The organism is Methyloradius palustris (assembly GCF_019703875.1).
In the GTDB taxonomy this organism is placed as follows: Bacteria; Pseudomonadota; Gammaproteobacteria; order Burkholderiales; family Methylophilaceae; genus Methyloradius; species Methyloradius palustris.
The window spans coordinates 2,282,148-2,306,222 of record NZ_AP024110.1; the positions used below are offsets into that span (position 1 = coordinate 2,282,148).

Sequence of the window (24,075 nt, forward strand, 5' to 3'; positions counted from 1 at the left end):
GAACCAGATTTATGCGTGCTTGCTTAGGCTTTGTACAGGCTTATATTAGAATCAAATTATCTCGGTGTATCAACTCAGCTTCATCAATATAGCCAAGAATACGTTCTATTTCACTGGATGGTTGGCCTAATATCCGTGAGGCTTCAAGCGAAGTATAGTTGACTAATCCACGGGCTATTTCATGGCCTTGTGCATCGACACAAGCCACTACTTCGCCACGCTCAAAACTACCCTCTATTGCAACCACGCCAATTGGCAACAGACTTTTACCATCTTGCGTCAAAGCCTTGACTGCTCCATCGTCTAACACAACTCTACCAGATAAGCGCAAATGATCTGCCAACCATTGTTTCTTGGCGAGTGTCTTGATTTGGCCTGCACGCAAATGCGTACCTATCAATTCACCATTTGCTAAACGTATCAACACATCATGTTCACGGCCAGAAGCAATCACGGTATGAGCACCACTGCGAGCAGCACGCTTGGCTGCCAGTATTTTAGTGAGCATGCCGCCAGTACCTACTGCACTGCCAGCACCGCCTGCCATTTTTTCAAGCTCTATATCACCAGCCATGCCTTGCTGGATAAATCTGGCATCTGCATGTTTACGTGGATCAGCAGAATATAGACCAGGCTGATCTGTCAGGATCACTAGCGCATCGGCATCAATAAGATTAGCTACTAGCGAGCCTAATGTATCGTTATCGCCGAAACGGATTTCTTCGGTAGCCACCGTGTCGTTCTCATTGATAATCGGGATCACACCCAAATCCAATAAGGTGCGTAAGGTACTACGTGCATTGAGATAGCGCTTACGGTCTGCCAGGTCTTCGTGCGTTAAAAGAATTTGGGCGGTGTGCATGCCATGCAAGCTAAAGCAGCTTTCGTACATTTGCACCAAACCCATTTGCCCAACAGCAGCAGCAGCCTGCAACTCATTCACTAAGGTTGGGCGTTTTTTCCAACCCAAACGCTGCATGCCTTCTGCCACGGCGCCGCTTGAAACCAGCACCACGTGTTTGCCCTGTTTAACGATACGTGCAATTTGGTCAGCCCAGGCCGCAATCGCTTTTTGATCCAGGCCTTCGCCATTATTGGTAACGAGGCTGGAGCCTACTTTTACGACCAGATAATTGGCATCAACCAGCAGCGACGTCATCTTGTTGCCCTGAAGTTTGGGTATCTAATTCTGCATCTCTTGTTTGCTCGAGGTGTTCCATAATCGCGTAAGTCAGCTCTTTACAGCCGATTCCGCTGATTGCAGAAATCGCAAACACACGTCCTTCCCAGCCAAATTCTTTAACGAACGCTTTCACCTTATCTGAAACATCAGCAAGCATATCGACCTTATTCAGCACTAGCCAGCGTGGCTTGGTATAAAGGTCTTCATCATATTTTCTAAGCTCTTCGATAATCGCACGTGCCTCTTTAACTGGATCAATGCTCTCATCAAATGGCGCAAGATCAACTAGATGAAGCAGCAAACTTGTGCGTGCCAAGTGACGCAGGAATTGATGCCCAAGCCCAGCACCTTCAGCGGCGCCTTCAATCAAGCCTGGAATATCGGCAATCACAAAACTGCGGTTGGTATCCACACGGACTACGCCCAGATTAGGATGCAAAGTCGTGAATGGATAATCCGCTACTTTAGGTTTGGCGGCAGAAACTGAACGAATGAAAGTTGATTTACCAGCGTTAGGCATGCCAAGCAAGCCAACATCGGCAAGCACCTTGAGTTCAAGGTAAAGCTCAAACTCTTCGCCTGGGTCACCTTTGGTACATTGACGTGGTGATCGGTTGATACTGGATTTGAAGTGGATATTACCGAGGCCGCCATTGCCACCTTTGGCTATCATGACTCGTTGACCGTGCTCAGATAAATCCACCAGCATTTGCTCACTGGCTTTGTCACTAATAACGGTGCCAACTGGCACACGCAACAACATATCTTCGCCACCCGCGCCATAGCGATCAGATCCGCGACCATTTTCGCCACGCTGCGCACGAAATACACGGCTGTAACGATAATCTACCAGCGTATTGATATTGCGGTCGGCCTCAACGATGATAGAGCCGCCACGGCCACCATCGCCGCCGTTTGGCCCACCCATAGGCTCATATTTCTCGCGGCGAAACGTAGCAACGCCGTTGCCGCCATCGCCGGCGTAAACTTTAATGGTGGCTTCGTCTATGAATTTCATAATGAATCACTTGAGCCTGTCTTTATTTTTGAGTGCATATTCTAAAACGCACCCTGTGAAACAAAAAAGCCCTACCAAACAGATAGGGCTTTTTGATAACTTGATCGCTTACTTAAGATGGGATGATATTAACCAGTTTACGGCGCAAAGCACCTTTAACCGTGAAAGCTACTTTACCATCTACTTTTGCAAACAAGGTGTGGTCTTTACCCATACCGACGTTTTCGCCTGCATGCATACGGGTACCACGTTGACGAACAATGATGCTGCCAGCTGAAATCACTTGCTCACCAAACGCTTTAACACCTAAACGTTGTGAGTGTGAATCGCGACCGTTGCGGGAGCTACCGCCTGCTTTTTTGTGTGCCATTTCGAGTCCTTTATTTAGTCAATCTGCTTTAATTAAGCAGTTGCTTCTGTTTTTGCTGCCTTAGCGGCTTTGGCTGGCTTAGCTGCTGTGCTAGCACCAAGTTCACCAATTTGGATTTCAGTATAAGACTGACGATGACCTTGGGTTTTACGATAGTGCTTACGGCGACGGAACTTAAAGATCATCACTTTATCGCCACGACCATGCGAAACCACGGTTGCTTGCACAGTTGCGCCAGCAATCAGAGGTGCACCAATGGTGACATTATCGCCATCAGCCAGCATCAATACTTGGTCAAGGGTAACGCTGCTACCAACTTCACCGATTAATTTTTCAACCTTAAGCTTTAAGCCAGAGGTTACGCGGTATTGCTTACCGCCCGTTTTAATTACTGCGTACATGTTCAGCCTCGTTCGCTACACATTCAAATGAATCAAGCATTATACGGATAATTCAATTCTAAGCAAACCAAAATATGCGGATTTTCTAACATAATCAATGCATATCCCAGACCCCGTGCCGCCTTAAGCGAGATATGGGCAAAATCGATGCTTAACAAGCCGGCAATTAAGGCTATATATAATGATGACTAGATCATGATGAGTACAAGCCTTGCCTGTTGCTCTATGTTAAAATTATTGCAATTTCTTCTGGTAGATTTTTGTGTCCTCAGCTTTTAATCAAGCCTGTATTGCCGCAGACATGGAAGCGGTTGATGCGGTCATTCGCGCCTCCCTTCATTCTGATGTGGCACTTGTTAATCAAGTGGCCAATTACATTATACATAGCGGTGGCAAGCGTTTAAGACCCGCACTCGTGCTGCTATCTGCAGGTGTCTTCGGCAAAATAAATCCCCAACATCATTCACTAGCTGCAGTGGTTGAGTTCATCCACACCGCGACCTTGTTGCATGATGACGTTGTTGATGAGTCTTCAAAACGCCGTGGACGTGCTACCGCAAATACCCTGTTTGGGAATGCTGCGAGCGTATTGGTGGGAGATTTCATCTATTCACGTGCTTTTCAGATGATGGTCAGTGTGCAAAATATGCGCGTGATGGAAGTGTTGGCAGAAGCCACCAACATCATTGCCGAAGGTGAAGTATTGCAACTGCTCAATGTGCATGATGCCGATGTCACTGATGAAGCTTATCTCAAAGTGATCCACTACAAAACGGCCAAACTGTTTGAAGCAGCCACTCGACTCGGCGCAATTATCTGCAATGCCACAGAGCAAGATGAGCAAGCACTTGCAGAGTACGGCATGCGTTTAGGCACTGCATTTCAGCTGATTGATGACGTGCTGGATTTCAGTGGCGACTCAACAGAAATCGGCAAGAATCTTGGTGATGATCTAGCGGAAGGTAAACCGACACTGCCCTTACTATATGCAATGCGCCAAGGTACCGAAGCAGAGCGCGCTGTCATTCGTAACGCGATTGAGCATGGCGGCCTTGAACAGCTAGACGCTGTGATGCAAGCTGTCCATGAAACAGGGGCTTTGGAACACGTAAGAAAAGTTGCTCAAAATGAGGCTGAGATTGGTTGCGCAGCAATTGCGCATCTGCCTCACTCGGAGTTTCATCAAGCGCTGATTGATTTAGCCAGCTTCGCAGTACAGCGAAACTCTTGACGCTAATTAATTCAGCGTAATAAGCTCGCCGCTGTCAGCGCGATAGTAGCTGAGGTGAGCACATTCACTGGTTGCTGTGGTCAGTGCGCCTTCAAATATTGCGCGTCCATCTACATCCACCACAGCATAGCCAGTGTGGTACAAAGTGACTTCCGCATTTTGACGACCCTGACGCATGGCAAAGGTCATATAGGCATCATCTTCCTGCTCATCGTAGACCTGCCAATCATCACGGCCTGTCAATTGAGACATCCATGCAGGTAAATCCACCTCAACTCGGCAAACCACTGGCGTATCCCAAGATTGTTGCTGGCTAATCTGGATCGCGTCTGCATGAAGATTTTCGCTGTTAATCACTTGCTATCCTTTCAAAGGTTTGTCACAGCTTTAATTGGTGCCTGTTTTGCATAATTCAAGCGGCATACTTTATTGCCATACTTATATATCGGTGCGATGATGACAAAAGTTTAATGAATTGAGAAAAAATGCCAGATTTTATTGTTGACCTTGTCGAGCTGTTCAAAGAAATGCCGACTCTATTCATTATTTTTTCGGTCACTTTCGGACTCATGGTTGGCAGTTTTTTGAATGTTGTCATTTATCGTTTGCCACGCATGATGGAGCTTGAATGGCAGCGCAATTGCGCCGAGTTACAAGGCCAAGAGAATCAATCATCCGCAACTGAGCCAACAGTAAGTCCTAAATTCAATTTGGTAGTACCGCGCTCCGCATGCCCCAGCTGTGGCCATAAAATTACCGCACTTGAAAACATCCCGATCCTCAGTTTTTTGTTTCTAAAAGCCAAATGTAGCGGATGCAAAGCTCCCATCAGCATTCGTTACCCACTGGTTGAATTATTCACAGGGGTATTAATAGGATTAGTCAGCTGGAAATTTGGTTACTCAAGTGCCGCATTCGCAGCCTGGATATTCTGTTTTGCTTTAATCGCATTAAGCTTTATTGACTTAGACACATTTCTTTTGCCAGACAGCATTACGCTACCATTGCTATGGATTGGCATTCTGTTTAACTTGAATGGTGGCTTTACCGATATTCACTCTTCGATTGTCGGCGCAGCAGCTGGTTACCTCAGCCTATGGTCGGTATATTGGCTATTCAAGCTAGTCACAGGCAAAGAAGGCATGGGCTATGGTGACTTCAAATTGCTGGCCGCGATTGGCGCGTGGTTTGGCTGGCAATTACTGCCTGCTTTCATCAATCGCGGGGTCAATCATCGGCATCGGTATGATTTTATTGGCCAAACATGGGCGCAATGTGCCGATTCCGTTTGGGCCCTATTTGGCCCTTGGCGGTATTGCCGCTCTGTTCTTTGGGCCACAGCTCGCAAGATTATATTTAGGAGGTTGAGTCATGTATGTCATTGCATTAACTGGTGGTATTGGTGCTGGTAAAAGTGAAGCCGCAAAAATATTTGCCTCTTTGGGCATACCTATTGTCGATGTGGATGTGATTTCGCGACAACTCACCACCGCAGGCCACCCAGTCATGACCAAAATAGCAGACGCTTTTGGTAGAGACTTTGTGACTGCCGATGGCGCACTTAATCGCCCTGCCATGCGCGAACGTATTTTTGCTGTTGATGCAGATCGCAAAAAATTAGAATCCATATTGCACCCTGTAATTCACGAAAAAGCCTTACAGGAACTTGATAAACATCGCGACGCGCCTTATCAAGTCTTGGCGATTCCACTGTTTTTTGAGACCAATCGCTACAGCGGCGTCGTCAAACGTACATTGCTGGTAGATTGCGAAGAGGCTCAGCAAATCAGCCGTACCATGCAACGTAGCGGTATGACTGAATCGACTGTACGCTCGATTATTGCATCACAGGCTTCACGTAGTTATCGACGCGCGTTGGCAAACGATATCATCGACAATACGGGCACTTTTGAAGAGCTCGCAGAAAAGGTCAAAGAAAAGCATGAAAAATATATGCAAGCTTGCGTGGATAGTGAATAAATCCCATAATCTAGTGCTATATCAACAAGCAAAGTAAGCGCCCGCACGTGCCAAGCTACGACTACCCCTTCAACGAACGTATCAGGACGCTACTGCGCCTTGAAGACTTATTCTCAAAAGTCTTGTTCAACGTTGAAGCTGGCCATGAATTCAACCATCACTGTGCCCTGCTATCTATATTCCAGATACTGGATGTGATTGATCGCGCCGAACTCAAGGCAGACTTGTTACAAGAATTAGACCGCCAAAAAATAGTGATGAATGGGCTACTCGGTAACCCTTCGATTGCAGAAAATGTGTTGCGCAACGTCATCAGTGAAATTGAGACGACTTCATTAGCATTGCGCAGTAACGCCATCAAGCTTGGGCAAACATTGCGCGATAACGAATGGCTGATGAGTATCAAGCAACGCGCAGGTATTCCAGGTGGCGTATGTGAATTTGATTTACCGTCTTACCACTTCTGGCTAGGGCTTGATGCGGATAGGCGCAAGGACGACTTTGATATTTGGCTGAAACCCCTGCTACCTATTTGTGATGGCCTGCGGATTATCTTGCAGATTTTAAGAGGTAGCGGTGTCACTACTAACCTAGTAGCCTTTAACGGGGCTTATCAGCAAATGCTGGGTGGCACAAAACCAGCGCAGATGTTGAGAGTTGAGTTGAGCGATGATGACAAATGTTTCCCTGAAGTCAGCGCTAACAAATATGCGATTAATATTCGCTTCAACAAACTAGATTTCACCGAACGACCGAAACAATGCGATGTGGACGTTAAATTTACGCTCACATTGTGCAATCTCTGATTAAACCTTTAAGTCTTATATCCATCATGCAATCCCAATTAAAACTCGCTAAACAACGTATCGTTACCTGCCCACAATGTAGCGGCCCTTCAGTGTTCAGCCCAGAAAATACTTATCGGCCATTTTGCTCAGAACGCTGCAAACTGATTGATTTGGGGCAGTGGGCGACAGAAAGCTATACCATCGCAGAGCCAATTAAACCTGGCGACTTAGATATGCTGGATTAGTTTAATGACCGCTCAATAAGTTAAAGCAAAGGCTAACAACCATGAAAAACTTGATGCAATCCGTAGTTATAACAATCGCAGCCATGGCATTCTCAGCGACGGTTTCAATGGCTGCCGAGCAGAACGACCCCTCTATTAACGTACATCAAGCATGGGCTCGTGCCACAGCACCAGGGCAAGATGTCGGGGCGGCTTATCTGATGATCGTTAGCAAAAAAGACATTACCTTAGTCAACATCACCACAGATGCCGCAGAACATACGCAGATTCATAGCATGACCATGGACAATGGCGTGATGAAAATGCGCGAACTCGAATCACTCGCCATACCTGCGGGTAAGATGGTCAACCTTGCGCCTGGTGGCATGCACCTGATGTTAATGGGGTTGAAAAAGCCATTAAAAGTGGGCGGGCAATTGGCGCTGACTTTGCAGTTTAAAGACAATGCGGGCAAGCTAAGTAGCGTAAATATTCAAGCGCCTATTCAGGCTGGCGTAACCGAGCCTGACCACCACTCGATGTAAATGAAAGCTGATAACGCTTGGTTGCGTGCGGCTTTGTGATCTCAATATCAACCAGCCAATCACTTCGAGATTGCACACAAATCGGCAAGATGATTTCTGCAATCCAATTTTCTGGAGATTGCTGTAGAAATCGATAGCGATTCAAGCCCATCTGCATCCCTACCATCGCAAAACTAGCAGAGACACCCTGCGCATCAACGGTTTGTAAGTACAAATGGAATGGTTGCATGACCTGTGGTTGGCGATCAAACCTAATGTGTACGTCATCAACATCACAACCACGTACTAAATCATCACAGGTCACATGCTCAATCGGCACATCGTTGAATGCAGCCCGAGAATATTGTGATTGCACATAATAAACTGCGACTAGTGCAAAAATGAGTAAGCAGCAGGCCGCAGCTTTAACTACCCACTTCAGTCGATTAGTCATTGCCTGATATCCAAGCAGCACGCTGCATTGCAATACCATGCGCACCATGTTGCCATGCAGTCAATAAATGTTCCTGCTGCATGCCGCCAAGGGCATAGACTGGCAAAGGATAATCAACGAGATAATTGCTAAAAGATGCCCAACCCAGAGTATCAGCATCAGGATGGCTTTGCGTTGCTAATACTGGAGATAGCAGCACAAAATCCAATCCAAGTTGCTTCGCGTGCGCCAATTCCAGCTCATTGTGGCATGAAGCGCCAAAAATCATGCCCTCTGGCTTAGTCTGCATTTGCATCAACTGATGGCTATTGATCTGCACGCCATCCGCCTCTAATGCCTGCGCTAACTCAACATCTGAATTCAGTAACACTTTAGCGCCATAAGGTTTTGCCAGCGCAATCACTTTGCTGGCAAACGTTCTTAGCGCTGCTTCAGATAGCTGTTTTTCGCGCACCTGTATCATTCGCAACTCCTTATCAAGTGCGGTTTGCAGGCGTTCAAAAAAGACTGCCTCACCAAGCTCTTGCATATTGGTAATCGCATACACATCGGGCAAACAAAGCGCACTCAGGATAGGTGCATTAGCAGGTAACATGGGGCTGACATTAAGGCCGTAAGGATATTGCCATGACAATATCTGCCCCTCGCAACCTTGTGGCTCACCCGACCAATCACGTACCATAAAAAAATGCAGATTTACCTGGCGCTCGGGATAATCAAAACTTCGGGTAAGCCATGGATAGGCTGCTAAGACTTCAATCCCTAGCTCTTCTTGCAATTCGCGCTTCAATGCAGCTAACGCACTTTCCCCTTGTTCGATCTTGCCGCCTGGAAACTCCCACCAGCCAGCCCACGGCTTACCTTCTGGACGTTGCGCCAGCAACACCTGCCCATCTGCTCGCCGCAAAACTCCTACGGCGGCGTCTACCGTTTGCCGTGTACTCAAGTCGTTTGTTTCTTTGCTGTTTTAGTAGCTGTTTTCTTATTCAGCTTTTTGGCTAATCCAGTACGGCCTGCATAGTCACGCGCAAACTGGTAAGCCACACGGCCGCTACGTGCGCCGCGCGTATGCGAGAATGAAAGTGCGGACTGGCGGATTTCATCCGTCATCTTCTTGATGCCATAATGCTTGAGCCATTGCTCTGCCACGCGCAGATATTCATCTTGGTCAAACGCATAAAATGAAAGCCAGAGGCCAAAACGTTCGGAGAGCGAAACCTTTTCTTCCGTGGTATCGCCTGGGCGGATTTCCTCACCCACGTACTGCGTCTCAAGATTTTCAGACATGAATTCGGGCATCAGGTGGCGACGATTAGAAGTCGCATACACCAGCACGTTATCGGAGGTAGCAGAAATGGAGCCATCTAATACAACTTTCAGGGATTTATAGCCTGGGTCATTTGCCTCAAAAGACAGGTCATCACAAAATATAATAAAGTGCTCTGGACGATTTCTTAGCTGAGACACAATCTCTGCAAGTGCCACCAAATCCTGCTTATCTACTTCGACCAAACGCAGGCCGTCCTTAGCGAATTTACCAAGCACTGCTTTGACCAGTGAAGATTTACCCGTGCCACGTGCGCCCGTTAATAGCACATTATTAGCGGGCAATCCGTTTACAAATTGTTCAGTGTTGCGAACAATTTCAGCTTTTTGTTCGTCTATATTGCAAATATCGTCCAACTGAATCATGTGCGGATGCGGCACCGCTTGCAGATAGCCATGTCGGGCATTGTTTGCCTGGCCACTATTCACCCAGCGCCATGCAGTAGCAGACCAATCTGTCTCAACTGGTGAAGGCGGCAACAAAGCATCTAGGCGTGCAATGAGAGATTCAGCGCGACTAATTAATTGTTCAAATTTTTTCATTTTTAGAACTACCCACCATTATTTTTGCAACGAACATCAAGACGGCTTATTAAGTGCGATGCTTAAGAACGATAGTCAGCATTGATTTTGACGTAATCATATGAAAAATCACACGTCCACACAGTGGCTTCAGCACTACCGCGATTAAGTACTACGCGCACCGTGATTTCTGGCTCTTTCATTACCGCTACGCCCTGTGCTTCTTCATAGCTAATGGCACGTCCACCGTGTTCGGCAACCAGCACATCCCCCAGATAAAGCTGCAGCGTATTCACATCCAGATCATCAATCCCTGCATAACCGATTGCAGCCAAGATTCGGCCCAGATTCGGATCTGAGGCAAAAAATGCGGTTTTAATCAATGGCGAATGTGAAATGGCGTATGCAACTTTCCTGCATTCGGCTTCATCTCGGCCGGCCTCAACTTTGACAGTCATAAATTTAGTCGCGCCTTCACCATCACGCACAATGGCTTGGGCAAGCTGTATTGCCACTTCGGTAATGGCTTGCCTGATGACCGCATAATCGGTGTTGTCTGTGGTAATTTCAGCGAGGCCTGATTGACCTGTCGCCATGATGATGAGCGAGTCATTGGTCGAAGTGTCGCCATCGACCGTGATGCAATTAAATGAACGATTCACTGCATACTGGATAATGTCATCAAGCGTAGCTTGGCTGATGGCAGCATCGGTCGCAATATAGCCCAGCATGGTTGCCATATTTGGGTGAATCATGCCAGAGCCTTTGGCGATACCCGTAATCGTGATCGTTTGGCCGCCCAGAAAAATCTGCTTTGATACGCCTTTAGCCACAATGTCTGTGGTCATGATAGCTTCTGCCGCACGCAACCAGTTATCTTCACGCAAATCAGCCACAGCTTGCGGCAAGCCAGCTAATATGCGATCCACTGGTAAAGGCTCAAGTATCACACCTGTTGAGAATGGCAAAATGGCTCCCACTTCACAATCCAGCAATTCAGCTAAAGCAACACAAGTTTGCTTGGCACGATGCAAACCCTCTTCGCCCGTCCCAGCATTGGCATTGCCAGTATTCACGACTAGTGCAGTAATTTCTTGCCTGGCTGGCGATTGGGCAAGATGTTCTTTGCATAAAATAACAGGCGCTGCGCAAAAACGGTTTTTGGTAAAGACGCCCGCGACTTTTGTGCCTGGGCTTAGCTTGATTACCAGCAGGTCTTTGCGATTAGGTTTCTTGATATGTGCTTCAGCAATACCAAGCGCCAAGCCTTTCACTGGATGCAGTTGCTGTGCTTCTGGGGCTGATAAATTCACAGGCATAATGGGCTCTCAACAAACGAACAAAGATAAGATTTTACCCCATTCATTCTTCATCACCGCATTCATATGGCTACTGAATGTGAAAGGTTGACATTAGGGCATGCTGTGGTACTGTTTTGGCTATATAAAATTTCTTGAATAACAGACGCTTATGTCACCACAAGCGCTAAATCCGCAACCATTAAGGTAGCTAATGAACACTCCAGACAAAGAGGCCAAAAGCTTGGCCGAAATGGGCAATAAGCTAGCCTTTACCAAGAAACTGCAAGCGGTCACTAATAAAATCCACGCCACGCGCAATATTGATGAAATCATCATTGAGGTCAGCGAAGATATACGCGCCTTGTTCGAGGCAGAACGGCTCACTCTTTATGTGATCAGCGCTGACAATACGGCGATTGTGTCCAAAGTAAAAACTGGTCTCAATGAGTTCAAAGAACTCAAATTACCAATCAATGCGCAAAGTATCGCAGGCTATGTGGCAGTAAATAGTACAACTGTGAATATCGCTGATGTATACGACGAGCAAGAGCTTGCAAAAATCAGCCCAGAAATTCGTTTTTTAAAAGAAGTCGATAAAAAAACAGGCTTCCGTACCAAGCAAATGCTGGTGTTTCCTATTTTAGATGCACAAAACAATACTCTGTTAGGTGTCGTACAAGTGATCAACTCACTTACAGGATTGCCTTTCCAAAGTGTTGCCGAAGAAGGCGCAATCGAGTTGGCTAAAACCCTGGCAATTGCCATGACGCAACGTCAGCAGACCACGAACCTAGTAAAAATAAAATATGATCTACTCGTATCGCAAGGCATTATTTCAAATGGAGAGTTAGAGCTTGCGCAACGCTCAGCCAGAAAAAAAGGACTTGATCTCGAAGACGTGCTCATTGAAGAGTTTGAGGTAAAACCAGCAGACATCAGTAAATCTATCTCTGCGTTCTTTGGCGTTTCTGTTGAACCCTTCAAACACGACCGCATGAAGCCCATGGATTTATTGAAACCGCTCAAGCGAGAGTACGTTGAAGCCAATGGCTGGTTACCGATAGATGATACTAAAGAAGATGGTTTGGTCATTCTGACCGCAGATCCAGAGCGCATCAAAAGCTCGCATATTGTGAGCAATATATTCCCTAAACATAACAAAATTAGCTACCGCACATGTTTATTGCGTGACTTCAAACTCACTGTAAACCAGTTCTATAGCGCTAGCGGCATGACCGGCAATATCGGCGATATTTTATCCACAATGGATGAAGATGATGACGCAGGCTATGGCAGTAGCGGCGAGGATATGTCAGCTGCCAGCGATAATGAGTTGGTGCAGTTGGTCAATAAAATCATTATTGATGCTTACAATCAAGGGGCTTCGGATATCCATATTGAGCCCTACCCTGAAAAGGGAAAAACTGAAATCCGCTTTCGTAAAGACGGCACATTGGTCAATTATATTGAAGTACCGCCAAGCTACCGTAACGCATTGGTAGCACGCATTAAAATCATGTGTGACCTTGATATTTCCGAAAAACGTAGACCGCAAGATGGGAAAATAAAATTCAAACGCTTTGGCCCGCTGGATATAGAGCTGCGCGTCGCAACCATTCCAACGGCAGGCGGTATTGAAGACATCGTCATGCGCATATTGGCGGCAGGCAAGCCGATACCGTTGGATAAACTTGGCCTTTCGGCACATAACAATGCCAAACTTAAAGAACTGGTTGCCAAACCTTATGGCCTATTCTTCGTCTGCGGCCCTACAGGCTCTGGCAAAACAACTACACTGCACTCTGCGCTTGGTCATATCAATACGCCAGAAACTAAAATCTGGACCGCTGAAGACCCTGTTGAAATTACGCAAAAAGGTCTGCGTCAGGTACAAGTTAACAAAAAAGCTGGGCTGGATTTTGCCATGGTCATGAAAGCCTTTTTGCGCGCTGACCCAGATGTAATCATGGTAGGTGAAATGCGCGACAAAGAAACAGTCGCGACGGGCATCGAAGCCTCACTCACAGGCCATTTGGTATTTGCCACGCTGCATACCAATAGTGCGCCAGAATCCATTGTTCGCTTGCTGGATATGGGGATGGATCCGTTCAACTTTGCCGACGCGTTGCTCGGCATTCTGGCTCAGCGGCTTGGTAAACGTCTATGTGAATGCAAAAAACCCTATACACCAGCGGCAGATGAACTCAAAGCCATGCTGACTGAATACTGTGTTGAGCTACAGAACACGATGAGCTGGAAAAAAGACCCTGAGGGTAGTTTCAAAGCGATTTACCAAACCTGGCAAAAAAACTTTGCTAACGAAAAGGGGCAATTCACGTTATATAAAGCAACAGGCTGCGACAAGTGTAGCAATACTGGCTATAAAGGCCGTGTAGGCTTGCATGAGCTGATGGAAGGCACAGATGCAGTGAAGAAAAATATTCAGGAACATGCCCGGGTTGCTGAAATGTTTGCTACGGCACTGGAAGATGGCATGCGTACCTTGAAACAAGATGGCATTGAGAAAGTGCTTCAGGGCATTACAGATATGAAACAGGTGAGAGCGGTGTGTATTAAGTAGTGATAGTTATTGTTGCTACTCTAATCAAAGAGTGATTGCTCACGCTCTGATAGTTTAGTCATCACATCGCTACGTTGGGCATTCGTCATATCCCACCATTGCGCAATTTCTTCAATATTGCGATAACAGCCTTCGCATAAACCACTGACTTCATTCATTGCGCAAATGCCAATGCATGGCGATTGTATTTCTTGCATTGTTAAATTCTTAATCTGTAGTTATCTGAATAAGCTAGTTAGCCATACCGCTTTAAATATTAACGTAGACTACCAACATAACGACTAGGAGGTGGAGAACCACCGCCGTCATCATCGTCCGTGGGCTCTTCATATCGAGGTTTTGGCGGAGGCTCTGGTGCCATTGGTTTAGGGGTTACAGCTACAGGCGCAGCAGCGACTGCTGTAGCAGCTGTGCCACCGCCACCAAACATCAACCCCTCGTACAAATCAGCATAATGGGTTAAATCCTCTGCGCCCTGCTGCCGCGCTAAACTCAGAATCGCTTTTGCATATTCTTCGTTTTTGCTCATCCACTCAACGTCAATCACCCGGTTTGCGACGCGTCGCATGGTGACATAAAGATGTGCAGCGACAGCAGTTTTGTCAGAGTCACTCATTATTAGGCTAGCCTTTCAGCATGTTGCGAAATATCAAGACCATCCTGTTCGTCTTCTGGATTAACGCGCAGTCCGATCGTCCAATCAATGATTTTCAGGATGATCAAGCTACCAATACCGCTATACACCAGCGTGACCAGCACGCCTATAGATTGCGATATCAGGCTACCCTCACAATTACAGATTGATTTGCTGGCAAGTACGCCTGTCAGTAACGCACCAACAATACCGCCTACACCGTGGATACCAAACACATCCAAGGCATCATCTGCGCCAAGAATACGTTTAAGCGCAGTTGCACCCCAGTAGCAAAATAAACCAGCAGCTACACCAATGATAAGTGCACCTTCAGTATCAACGAAACCTGATGCTGGCGTAATCGCTACCAGGCCAGCAACAGCACCAGAGCATGCACCCAACAAGGTAACGCGTGATTTTCTAACCCATTCGATCATCATCCAGGTTAATACTGCCGTTGCGGTAGCGACTTGTGTCACCAGCATTGCCATACCTGCACGACCATCAGAAGCTACTGCAGAACCTGCATTGAACCCGAACCAGCCCACCCACAGCAATGAAGCGCCGATCAGGGTGTATACCAAGTTATATGGAGGGAACGGTTCTTTACCATAACCGCGACGTGGGCCCAATACGTAAGCGCACATCAGGCCAGCAATACCTGCGTTGATGTGAACGACTGTACCACCTGCGAAATCAAGCACACCTTGGCTGGCAAGCAAACCTGCTGGCTCCCATACCCAATGTGCGATTGGTGCGTAAATCAGGATAGTCCAGAATGACATAAAGATCACCATGGCAGAGAATTTGATACGTTCAGCGAATGCGCCTGTAATCAACGCTGGCGTAATAATCGCAAAGGTCATCTGGAACATGACAAACACTGATTCTGGAATCGTTGGAGCAATATGGCTAACAGTCAGTTGGCTAGTCTCTTTCACGTAAGCAAGACCATGTAACAACAAACGGTCCAGGCTACCGATATACAAATTGTTAGGCGTAAATGCAAGGCTGTAACCAATCACCACCCATAGCACGGTAACAATGCAGCACACAGCAAAACTCTGTAAAACGGTAGAAAGTACGTTTCTCTTGCGTACCATACCGCCATAAAATAACGCTAGACCAGGAATCGTCATCAGCAACACTAAGGCTGTAGAAGACAACATCCATGCAGTATCACCAGCACTGATTTTGTCAGTGCCTACCATTGAAGGCTCAGTGGTAGAAGCTTCACCAGAAGCAGGTGCTTCGGCGACTGCTGGCGCAGGAGTAGGTGCTGCTGTTTCAGCCGCCACTGGGGCAGGGGCTTCAGTTTCGGCAGGTGGCGTTGCGGTTGCGTCGGGGGCTGCATCAGCGGCTGGTGCCGCAGTCTGCTCTTTAGCGGCTGGGGGTGGCGTATCTGCAATTGCATATCCCGATGTCAATACCAGCCCATTCAAGATTAGCGCGAATGAAATCCACTTTTTAAACCCATTTACATTCATAAATTACCCCGTATGTTTCAATTATTTTAGTTTAAGCAGAAACTGATTTTTTCTACTTAGCTTGATACATGCAGCCAAACTTTAACAGTAACATCACCTGATTATTATTGTAACTTCGCAAGTGCAACCTTCAATTAATTTAGCTTATCAGTTTAGTTAACTAGCAAGTCACATACCAACCATCATTGCTTAACTATTTCACGAACAATTTTGGCGCGTAGTCACTGGCATACGATGATTTAGCCGCTGTCGCTAGCGCTTGCTCAATCGCAAGCGCACTTGCAGGCTTGCCAATATTATCATCCAGCCAAGCTTTCAAATGGCCAAACATCGTCTTCAATTGTCCTGCGCGATATGACCTGGTTTGCACTGTGCTTCCTGTATCAACCAAGTTGATTAGTTGTTGTTGCTGCGCTTCTGACCAAGGCAAATGGCTGACAACTTCTCGAATAAAGTCACGACATTCAAGACCAGTCGTTGCGCTCTGCTTATCTACATGCTCCAGCACTGCCAGTAGCAATACTTGAAACGTCTGGAATTCAGGCGTAATAGTGGCGGTGTCGCCATAGTTCGCTGCAGGTGTGACAGGCGCAGCAGCCACAGGAGCGGGCTTACTCAATGATTCTAATATTTCGCTGGCTTCCGATTGAGCGGTGATTGGCGTAGCTGTTGGTGCCGATTCAGGTAATGGGGTCAAGTCACCCGACTTTGCAATGAGCGCACGATTAATAGCCTGGCTCAACTCACGTTGCGCTTCTATTTTCCCAAACTGCGTACATACATCTCTGACATACACATTTAAACCACTAAAGACTGATTTGGATTGACTGGCGTTCTCATCCCAAATCGCAAGCGCAGCAAATGCTTCGGCTTCCGTCAGCACACTACAGAGGCCATGATAAACGGCTCTACGCTGGCGTAATGTTTCTGGGTTTACCTCTTTAGTTTGCATGGATGTGACTAACTCGCTCAATATAATAAATTCTGGATATTCAATTTATGCTTGCTCTATAAAAGAGCGATAGCTCATATCTGGTGCACTTAACGCCGACCAATACAAAGCCTAGCAAAGTTAAAGGCTATTAAACCACCAAAAATCTTAGCTAGCAGAACTTGTTTACACTCGTATGACGCATACGCAAAACATGTGCCAAAAAATTTTCTGCCCATGAAAAAAGCCTAGATCGCTTACGCGATTAGGCCTTTTTTGCATATACGTCTTTTTACTTAGATTTAGCTTTGAGCCTCAAAACTCAGGACCCAACATAAAAATTTAAGATAAAGCCCCGTGACATTGTTTATATTTTTTACCAGAACCACATGGGCAAGGGTCATTGCGCCCTACTTTAGGTGTTTCACGAGTCACTGGCTGTGCAGAAATATCTGGCATTGCTGACTCATCAATTTCCGCCTGAGCAGCCTCTTCATAGCCAGCATGCTGGTATTGCACATTCTCCAGCTCTACTGGTTTTTCAACAGCCTCAACATCCGCTTCATTGTTCACTTGTACCAGCATGGTGACCTGTGTCACTTCACTTTTCACTGTGTTGAGCAAGGTAGCAAACAGCTCAAAGGCTTCGCGCTTGTATTCTTGTTTTGGGTTCTTTTGCGCATATGACCTCAGATGAATACCTTGTCGCAAATGATCCAGCGCAGCCAAATGCTCACGCCAATGATTATCAATAGCTTGCAGCATCACAGCACGCTCAAACTGACGCATGACATTTGCACCAGCACGCAGTTCTTTGGCCTGATAAGCTTCTTCCGCCGCTGATTGCACATGCTCACGCAAGGTTTCTTCGTGCAAATCTGGGTTGTCGTCCAGCATTTTCTGCAATTGCAGTACCAAACCAAACTCTGATTGCAGTGCCCGCTCTAATGCAGGTACGTCCCACTGCTCTTCAACACTACCAGGCGGAATATACGTTGAAATCACGTCATTAATGACATCGCTACGCATGGCCGTAATCGTTTCGCCAACATCTACAGCTTCAAGCAACTCATTGCGCTGCTGATAAATCACTTTACGCTGATCATTCGACACATCATCGTATTCTAATAACTGTTTGCGGATATCAAAGTTGCGGCCTTCAACCTTGCGCTGCGCATTTTCAATCGCACGTGTGACCCAAGGATGCTCAATCGCCTCACCCTCTGGCATTTTTAGGCGTTCCATAATGGCTGAAACACGGTCAGAAGCAAAAATACGCAGAAGCTGATCTTCCAACGAGAGATAAAAACGACTAGAACCAGGGTCGCCCTGACGGCCTGAACGGCCACGCAGTTGGTTATCTACACGACGGGATTCATGGCGTTCAGTACCGATGATATGCAAGCCGCCTGAAGCCAAGACTGCGTCATGTCGATGTTGCCACTCTGATTTAATGGTTGCGATCTGCGCTTCTTTTTCAGCATCAGACAAAGCATCGTTCGCACGTACCAGCGCGATATCAGGCTCAGGATTACCGCCCAGCACAATATCAGTACCACGGCCTGCCATATTGGTAGCAATCGTAATCATGCTAGGACGGCCAGCCTGCACGATGATATGCGCTTCGCGCTCATGCTGTTTAGCGTTAAGAACTTGATGCTCCAGACCAGCTTTGGTCAACAGCGCCGCAATCAATTCTGAGTTTTCAATTGAAGTGGTACCAACTAACACTGGCTGACCACGTTTCTGGCAATCTTTAATATCCTCAATCACCGCTTGATATTTTTCTTGCGCGGTACGATAAACCTTGTCCATCTGGTCTTTGCGCTGCATGCCTCGATGGGTAGGAACAACAACTGTTTCGAGGTTATAAATCTGGTTGAATTCGTAAGCTTCCGTATCGGCTGTACCTGTCATGCCCGACAATTTTTCGTACATACGGAAGTAATTCTGGAAGGTAATAGAGGCGAGGGTCTGGTTTTCTTTTTGAATCGCTACACCTTCTTTTGCTTCTACAGCCTGATGCAAACCATCTGACCAGCGGCGACCAGTCATCATACGGCCAGTGAATTCATCCACAATCACAATTTCGCCATCACGCACTACATAGTTCTGGTCACGATGGAATAATGAACGAGCACGCAGCGAAGCATAAAGGTGATGAATCAGCGTAATGCTGGCAGCATCGTACAAGCTTGCGCCTTCAACCAGCAGCCCCGCATCGGCCAACAATTGTTCGGCATGTTCATGACCAGCTTCTGAAAGGATTACTTGCTGGGCTTTTTCATCTACCCAGAAATCGCCTTCGCCTTCTTCTTCTTTTTGTGCCACTAGTTTGGCTGCAACCACGTTAATCTGCGTGTACAAATCAATGCTGTCATCGGCTTGCCCTGAAATAATCAGCGGCGTACGGGCTTCATCGATCAAGATTGAGTCAACTTCATCAATCAGGGCGTAGTTCAAACTGCGCTGAACACGCTCTTCTGCGGTATAGACCATGTTGTCGCGCAGATAATCAAAACCAAATTCGTTATTAGTACCGTAAGTAATATCAGCCGCATACGCTTGCTGTTTTTGGTCATGCTGCATCTGTGAAAGATTGATGCCGACAGTTAGACCAAGAAAGTTATAAAGACGCGCCATCCACTCAGCATCACGCTTTGCCAAGTAATCATTAACCGTGACCACATGCACGCCTTTACCTGAGATCGCATTCAAATAGGCAGGCAGCGTTGCGACCAAGGTTTTACCTTCACCCGTACGCATTTCAGAAATCTTGCCCGCATGCAATACCATGCCGCCAATCAACTGCACGTCAAAATGGCGCATTTCCAATATACGGCGACTGCCCTCGCGTACAACAGCAAAAGCCTCAGATAACAGCTGATCTAATGTTTCGCCCGCCAGATAGCGTTGCTTGAATTCTTCAGTTTTAGCACGTAACTGCTCATCGCTGAGCGCTTGCATCGCGGGCTCAAGATCGTTAATGGCTTGTACGTTTTGTGCGTATTGTTTGACCAGTCTATCGTTACGACTGCCGAATAGTTTTTTGAAGAACGTGAATAACATGAAAGAACACCGACTTTCCGCGCAATGCGGAAACCTCTAGGTTAACTTGGAAAAATGTAGGGAATATGACTTGTTTTGCAATACTCTAATTTGATATTTATGCTCTATTAATCTAACGCTTACCTTATTTGGGGGTCATTGCCGCCTGATTCAAGGTCAAGTAACTACGCGGGTCTAAAGGCGCGCCATTCAACCTTACTTCAAAATGCAAATGAGGCCCTGTAGAACGGCCTGTATTGCCCACTTGCGCAATCATTTGCCCCTTCTCTACGCGGTCTCCAGCTTTTACCAACATCATTGAAGTATGGGCATAACGTGTTTCAAGGCCTGAACCATGATCAATCTTGATTATTTTACCATAATCAGGCGTTTGCTCGGCGCTTGTAACAATGCCGCCAGCAGCAGCATAGATGGGCGTACCAACTTCCGCCGTAAAGTCCAAACCTTCGTGAAAGGCCATCTTCCCGGTGAATGGATCAACGCGCCAACCATAGCTGGATGAGTTATACGCGCTATTGACTGGCATGGTGTTGGGGATGGCATTTTTCTGCATACTTTGCTGTACCAGCAAGGTTTCAAGCATGCTCAAGCGATCACTTTTATGCTCGACCTCCAACATCAGTTCATTTATTTTTTCATTCAATTGCTGCTCGGTTAGCCCATACTCTTTGACTTGCGGACCACCTTGGCCTGGTGGCAGCAATTTGCGACTTGGGTCTGCCATGCCTGAATCCTTGCGCTCAGCATCTTTATCCTTGATGCCTGCCATCGTTGATAAACGGTCACTTTGCGCATCCAAACGCATCACGCGCGCCTGTATTTCGCCGAGTTGGATAGCCAAGGCATCAATATGCTCTTGCGAATTAAGTAATGGGATATGCAGTGCGGATGGGATGAGTGATTTAACTCCTTGGTGCTGGGAGTTTGATTGTGGCAAAATCAGTAATACGGTAAAAACAATCACTAGTGCCAGTAGGAATGCCAAGGCTGCAATCAATTGCGGCAGCGTAAATACTCTGGGCTTGGCCATACTGTTAGATACAAAAATAATATTCAAGCAATTCCCCTTGTTGGAGGTTTTAAGCGTGCGGCAAATCAAAGCTTTATTCAAAGACAATGCCGAGCTTTTGGCCTTATCTGGCCAAGCGGACAGTTTGACTGCCTCGCAAACAATCTGGAACACTATCGTGCCCGATGCGTTGAAACCTCATACACAAGCGGGCAATGTAAAACATAAGCGTTTAACGGTTTATGCAAATAACGGCGCAGTAGCGGCAAAAATTAAATTGTTGCTACCAAGCTTACTGACCAAGCTGCAAAAACAAGGTATCGAAATTACTTCAATTCGGGTTGAAGTGCAAGTGCAATCTACCGTGCGCCTCAAGCCCAAAAAACAGCGCTTAGTCAGCCCAACTGGTGTGCAGTGCCTGAGCGAACTGGCTAAAAAGCTTGGTGATTCGCCATTAGGTGAAGTGTTGGCAAGACTTTCAAACAGAACTTAAACTTTCATCAAGTATCATCAGGGCACGTCGAAAGAATCAAACCATCTTGCAACTATCTCCACGTATTAACCTCCTATTTACCCATTCCTGTTTATTTTATTTTGGTAGTTTTAACGAGTGATTGACACAGACTTCTTACTTTACTTTGGCGCGGGTGCTTTTACAGGCGTGCTCTCTGGCTTGCTAGGTGTTGGTGGTGGCACTGTGATTGTACCTATCCTGGTATTCATATTTACCGCACAGCACTTTCCTGATGCTTACATCATGCACATGGCACTTGGCACCTCGCTGGCCACCATCATCTTCACCTCAATGTCATCGGCACGTGCCCATCAACGTAAAGGCAATGTGGACTGGCAAGTGGTCAAGCGTATTACGCCAAGTATTGTAATCGGCACTATCATTGGCGCCCTGTTAGCAGCCCAGATGCACAGCTTCTGGCTCAAGGCTATATTCGCGGTATTCGTCTTGGGTATTGCCACACAAATGATCATGAATTTCACTCCCAATGCACAACGAAAAATCCCAGGCAGCATAGGGATGAATGGCATGGGCGGATTTATTGGCGTAGTCTCCAGCCTTGTTGGGATTGGTGGCGGCACAGTGACTGTGCCTTTCTTGATTTATTGCAATTTTAATCCCAGGTTGGCAATCGGCTCATCTGCCGCCATCGGCATCCCAATCGCCATCACGGGCACCATTGGCTATATCTATTCAGGCTTCTCAGTGGCTGATTTACCTGCCTATAGCTTGGGGTTTATCTATCTGCCAGCATTCATCGGCATTACAGTCACCAGCATGCTAACAGCCGCATTCGGCGCAGCGCTTGCGCAAAAGCTAGCTACCCAAACACTGAAACGAATATTTGCAGTCCTGCTCTATATCGTCGGCTTTAAAATGCTATGGAGCCTGTTTTGAGCAGTCTGTCGGAAACAAAATCAGTCATTGAGGTTGACGCGCTTTTTAAACAGTTTGACCAAGTCATGGCCGTCAATGGCATTAGCTTCAAAGCAGAACGTGGGCAGACTACGGCTTTGCTAGGCGGCAACGGCGCAGGAAAAACCACCACGATTGCCATGCTGCTTGGCCTGCTGATACCAAGCAGCGGTCGCATCACCATACTTGGCGAAGATTTATTATTGAATCGCCATCGCTTGCTGCACCGCATGAATTTCTCATCGCCTTATGTCGATTTGCCACAGCGACTCACCGTGAAAGAAAACCTCACAGTCTATGGTCATCTGTATCGCTTGAAAAATCTCAAATCACGCATCGCGCAGATTAGCGATGAGCTTAATCTGGGTGAGCTACTTAATCGCCGCTATGGGCGCTTGTCAGCAGGGCAAAAAACTCGCGTTTCACTGGCTAAATCACTACTGAATGAACCCGAGCTTCTATTGCTGGATGAACCTACAGCGTCACTAGATCCTGATACCGCCGACTCCATTCGTACCTATCTTGAACAATACCAGCAACGCACAGGCGCGAGCATACTACTGGCCTCACACAACATGACTGAGGTAGAGCGTATGGCTAAACAAGTCATCATGATGCGAAAAGGAGAGATCGTGGATTCAGGCACGCCAGATTCGCTGGTAGCCAAATATGAAAAGAATTCGATGGAAGAAGTGTTCATTGATATCGCACGCAATGGTGAGATGAGCGATACAAGCAATAAGGATAGTCGCTGATGTCTGTGCAAGATATACCGTTCTCACCACGCCGCATTGGAGCGATTGTACTGCGTCACTTATACCTGATGCGCACCTCCTGGCCACGGCTGGTCGAGATGGTGTATTGGCCAACCGTACAAATGGTCTTGTGGGGGTTCATCAGCGTATTCCTGCAACATAACAGCAGCTATATTGCACAGGCTACGGGCGTGCTGCTATCTGCGGTATTGCTGTGGGATGTGCTGTTTCGTGGGCAACTTGGCATCGCGCTGATATTTCTGGAAGAAATCTATTCGCGCAATCTGGGGCACCTCTTTGTCAGCCCGCTACGCCCAGGCGAGATGATCTGCGGCCTCATTATATTGAGCCTGATACGCACGCTGATAGGCGTTGGTGGAGCATCCATTGTCGCCATTCCACTATTCCACTTCAATGTATTTGATATGGGGCTACCGCTAATTGCCTTCTTTTTCAACCTAGTCATCATGGCATGGGGCATAGGCTTGGTGATTGCAGGTGTGTTGCTAAGATTTGGATTGGGCGCAGAAGGTATTGCTTGGGCCGCAATCTTTGCACTGCAGCCTATTTGTGCTGTGTTCTACCCAGTCTCAACTTTGCCAGCCTGGCTACAATCCGTGGCTTGGTGCTTGCCAGCCAGCCATGTATTTGAAGGCATGCGTGAGTTACTGTTTAACCACACGTTTAACAACGAACAACTCATTACTGCCAGCCTGCTAAATATTGTCTGGCTGGGCGCTGGCATATTGATATTTCTGGCATTCTTTAGAGCAGCAAGAGAACGTGGATTGCTACTGCAAATCGGCGAGTAAAAATGAAAGAGGCCTCTAATCAGAGGCTTCGTTCATTGTTTAAGAG

The 24,075-nt window shown here is 46.9% G+C and carries 25 protein-coding genes and 1 pseudogene; 11 read left to right on the plus strand and 15 right to left on the minus strand.

What is annotated here, in order from left to right:
• Positions 1 to 40: 40 nt before the first annotated feature.
• From proB to rplU, 4 genes are all read right to left on the minus strand, one after another.
• Complete coding sequence (gene proB / locus ZMTM_RS10930; protein ID WP_221763878.1) at positions 41 to 1,159, minus strand: glutamate 5-kinase; 1,119 nt, start codon at positions 1,157 to 1,159, stop codon at positions 41 to 43.
• The gene (cgtA, locus tag ZMTM_RS10935) at positions 1,140 to 2,201 is read right to left on the minus strand and encodes an Obg family GTPase CgtA (RefSeq protein ID WP_221763879.1); all 1,062 of its coding nucleotides are present in this window, start codon (positions 2,199 to 2,201) and stop codon (positions 1,140 to 1,142) included. The genes proB and cgtA overlap by 20 nt, the downstream gene beginning before the upstream one ends.
• A 112-nt stretch (positions 2,202 to 2,313) precedes the next feature.
• The gene (gene rpmA, locus ZMTM_RS10940) at positions 2,314 to 2,571 is read right to left on the minus strand and encodes a 50S ribosomal protein L27 (protein ID WP_221763880.1); all 258 of its coding nucleotides are present in this window, start codon (positions 2,569 to 2,571) and stop codon (positions 2,314 to 2,316) included.
• 32 nt (positions 2,572 to 2,603) lie between these two features.
• Positions 2,604 to 2,972 carry a 50S ribosomal protein L21 gene (gene rplU, locus ZMTM_RS10945; protein WP_221763881.1) on the minus strand — a complete coding sequence of 123 codons (369 nt, stop codon included), beginning with the start codon at positions 2,970 to 2,972 and terminating at the stop codon, positions 2,604 to 2,606.
• Positions 2,973 to 3,273: 301 nt separating this feature from the next.
• Here rplU and ZMTM_RS10950 point away from each other — a divergent pair, with 301 nt between their 5' ends.
• Positions 3,274 to 4,203 carry a polyprenyl synthetase family protein gene (locus ZMTM_RS10950; RefSeq protein ID WP_221765698.1) on the plus strand — a complete coding sequence of 310 codons (930 nt, stop codon included), beginning with the start codon at positions 3,274 to 3,276 and terminating at the stop codon, positions 4,201 to 4,203.
• 6 nt (positions 4,204 to 4,209) lie between these two features.
• Here ZMTM_RS10950 and ZMTM_RS10955 read toward each other — a convergent pair whose 3' ends face one another.
• Positions 4,210 to 4,557: a hypothetical protein gene (locus ZMTM_RS10955; RefSeq protein WP_404804710.1), complete on the minus strand. Its 348-nt coding sequence runs from the start codon at positions 4,555 to 4,557 to the stop codon at positions 4,210 to 4,212.
• 131 nt (positions 4,558 to 4,688) lie between these two features.
• On the opposite strand from ZMTM_RS10955, the pseudogene ZMTM_RS10960 reads away from it, so the two are divergent.
• The 5 genes and pseudogenes from ZMTM_RS10960 (at position 4,689) to ZMTM_RS10980 (ending at position 7,740) form a co-directional block, all read left to right on the plus strand.
• Positions 4,689 to 5,571: pseudogene (locus ZMTM_RS10960) on the plus strand (prepilin peptidase).
• A gap of 3 nt (positions 5,572 to 5,574) precedes the next feature.
• The gene (coaE, locus tag ZMTM_RS10965) at positions 5,575 to 6,183 is read left to right on the plus strand and encodes a dephospho-CoA kinase (RefSeq protein ID WP_221763882.1); all 609 of its coding nucleotides are present in this window, start codon (positions 5,575 to 5,577) and stop codon (positions 6,181 to 6,183) included.
• Between the two features lie 47 nt (positions 6,184 to 6,230).
• Entirely contained in the window at positions 6,231 to 6,989 is a 759-nt protein-coding gene (gene zapD, locus ZMTM_RS10970) for a cell division protein ZapD (protein WP_221763883.1), read from the plus strand.
• Positions 6,990 to 7,015: 26 nt separating this feature from the next.
• On the plus strand, positions 7,016 to 7,216 hold the full coding sequence (locus tag ZMTM_RS10975) for a DNA gyrase inhibitor YacG (protein ID WP_221763884.1): 201 nt from the start codon (positions 7,016 to 7,018) through the stop codon (positions 7,214 to 7,216).
• Positions 7,217 to 7,257: 41 nt separating this feature from the next.
• Positions 7,258 to 7,740 carry a copper chaperone PCu(A)C gene (locus ZMTM_RS10980; RefSeq protein ID WP_225907022.1) on the plus strand — a complete coding sequence of 161 codons (483 nt, stop codon included), beginning with the start codon at positions 7,258 to 7,260 and terminating at the stop codon, positions 7,738 to 7,740.
• Here ZMTM_RS10980 and ZMTM_RS10985 read toward each other — a convergent pair.
• From ZMTM_RS10985 to argJ, 4 genes are all read right to left on the minus strand, one after another.
• The gene (locus ZMTM_RS10985; RefSeq protein ID WP_221763885.1) at positions 7,697 to 8,173 is read right to left on the minus strand and encodes a hypothetical protein; all 477 of its coding nucleotides are present in this window, start codon (positions 8,171 to 8,173) and stop codon (positions 7,697 to 7,699) included. The genes ZMTM_RS10980 and ZMTM_RS10985 overlap by 44 nt on opposite strands.
• A complete protein-coding gene (locus tag ZMTM_RS10990) occupies positions 8,166 to 9,119 on the minus strand; it encodes a Nudix family hydrolase (protein ID WP_221763886.1) in 954 nt (317 codons plus the stop codon). Before ZMTM_RS10990 ends, ZMTM_RS10985 begins: the two co-directional genes overlap by 8 nt.
• Positions 9,116 to 10,042, minus strand: a complete 927-nt coding sequence (locus ZMTM_RS10995) for an ATP-binding protein (protein WP_221763887.1) — start codon at positions 10,040 to 10,042, stop codon at positions 9,116 to 9,118. The genes ZMTM_RS10990 and ZMTM_RS10995 overlap by 4 nt, the downstream gene beginning before the upstream one ends.
• A gap of 62 nt (positions 10,043 to 10,104) precedes the next feature.
• Entirely contained in the window at positions 10,105 to 11,340 is a 1,236-nt protein-coding gene (argJ, locus tag ZMTM_RS11000) for a bifunctional glutamate N-acetyltransferase/amino-acid acetyltransferase ArgJ (RefSeq protein WP_221763888.1), read from the minus strand.
• A gap of 193 nt (positions 11,341 to 11,533) precedes the next feature.
• Here argJ and ZMTM_RS11005 point away from each other — a divergent pair, with 193 nt between their 5' ends.
• Entirely contained in the window at positions 11,534 to 13,903 is a 2,370-nt protein-coding gene (locus ZMTM_RS11005; protein WP_221763889.1) for a GspE/PulE family protein, read from the plus strand.
• A 20-nt stretch (positions 13,904 to 13,923) separates the two neighbouring features.
• Here the strand turns inward: ZMTM_RS11005 and ZMTM_RS11010 are convergent, their stop codons facing one another.
• From ZMTM_RS11010 to ZMTM_RS11035, 6 genes are all read right to left on the minus strand, one after another.
• Positions 13,924 to 14,100, minus strand: a complete 177-nt coding sequence (locus tag ZMTM_RS11010; protein WP_221763890.1) for a DUF1289 domain-containing protein — start codon at positions 14,098 to 14,100, stop codon at positions 13,924 to 13,926.
• 59 nt (positions 14,101 to 14,159) lie between these two features.
• On the minus strand, positions 14,160 to 14,519 hold the full coding sequence (locus tag ZMTM_RS11015) for a hypothetical protein (RefSeq protein WP_221763891.1): 360 nt from the start codon (positions 14,517 to 14,519) through the stop codon (positions 14,160 to 14,162).
• Between the two features lie 2 nt (positions 14,520 to 14,521).
• Complete coding sequence (locus ZMTM_RS11020; RefSeq protein WP_221763892.1) at positions 14,522 to 16,024, minus strand: ammonium transporter; 1,503 nt, start codon at positions 16,022 to 16,024, stop codon at positions 14,522 to 14,524.
• Between the two features lie 193 nt (positions 16,025 to 16,217).
• Positions 16,218 to 16,997: a hypothetical protein gene (locus tag ZMTM_RS11025; protein ID WP_221763893.1), complete on the minus strand. Its 780-nt coding sequence runs from the start codon at positions 16,995 to 16,997 to the stop codon at positions 16,218 to 16,220.
• Positions 16,998 to 17,297: 300 nt separating this feature from the next.
• On the minus strand, positions 17,298 to 20,024 hold the full coding sequence (gene secA, locus ZMTM_RS11030; protein WP_221763894.1) for a preprotein translocase subunit SecA: 2,727 nt from the start codon (positions 20,022 to 20,024) through the stop codon (positions 17,298 to 17,300).
• Positions 20,025 to 20,148: 124 nt separating this feature from the next.
• Positions 20,149 to 21,081: a M23 family metallopeptidase gene (locus ZMTM_RS11035; RefSeq protein WP_221763895.1), complete on the minus strand. Its 933-nt coding sequence runs from the start codon at positions 21,079 to 21,081 to the stop codon at positions 20,149 to 20,151.
• A 28-nt stretch (positions 21,082 to 21,109) separates the two neighbouring features.
• On the opposite strand from ZMTM_RS11035, the gene ZMTM_RS11040 reads away from it, so the two are divergent.
• From ZMTM_RS11040 to ZMTM_RS11055, 4 genes are all read left to right on the plus strand, one after another.
• Complete coding sequence (locus ZMTM_RS11040; RefSeq protein ID WP_221763896.1) at positions 21,110 to 21,526, plus strand: DciA family protein; 417 nt, start codon at positions 21,110 to 21,112, stop codon at positions 21,524 to 21,526.
• Positions 21,527 to 21,643: 117 nt separating this feature from the next.
• The gene (locus ZMTM_RS11045; RefSeq protein ID WP_225907023.1) at positions 21,644 to 22,444 is read left to right on the plus strand and encodes a sulfite exporter TauE/SafE family protein; all 801 of its coding nucleotides are present in this window, start codon (positions 21,644 to 21,646) and stop codon (positions 22,442 to 22,444) included.
• On the plus strand, positions 22,441 to 23,217 hold the full coding sequence (locus ZMTM_RS11050; RefSeq protein WP_225907024.1) for an ABC transporter ATP-binding protein: 777 nt from the start codon (positions 22,441 to 22,443) through the stop codon (positions 23,215 to 23,217). Before ZMTM_RS11045 ends, ZMTM_RS11050 begins: the two co-directional genes overlap by 4 nt.
• The gene (locus tag ZMTM_RS11055) at positions 23,217 to 24,029 is read left to right on the plus strand and encodes an ABC transporter permease (protein ID WP_221763898.1); all 813 of its coding nucleotides are present in this window, start codon (positions 23,217 to 23,219) and stop codon (positions 24,027 to 24,029) included. Before ZMTM_RS11050 ends, ZMTM_RS11055 begins: the two co-directional genes overlap by 1 nt.
• The last annotated feature ends 46 nt before the right edge of the window (positions 24,030 to 24,075 follow it).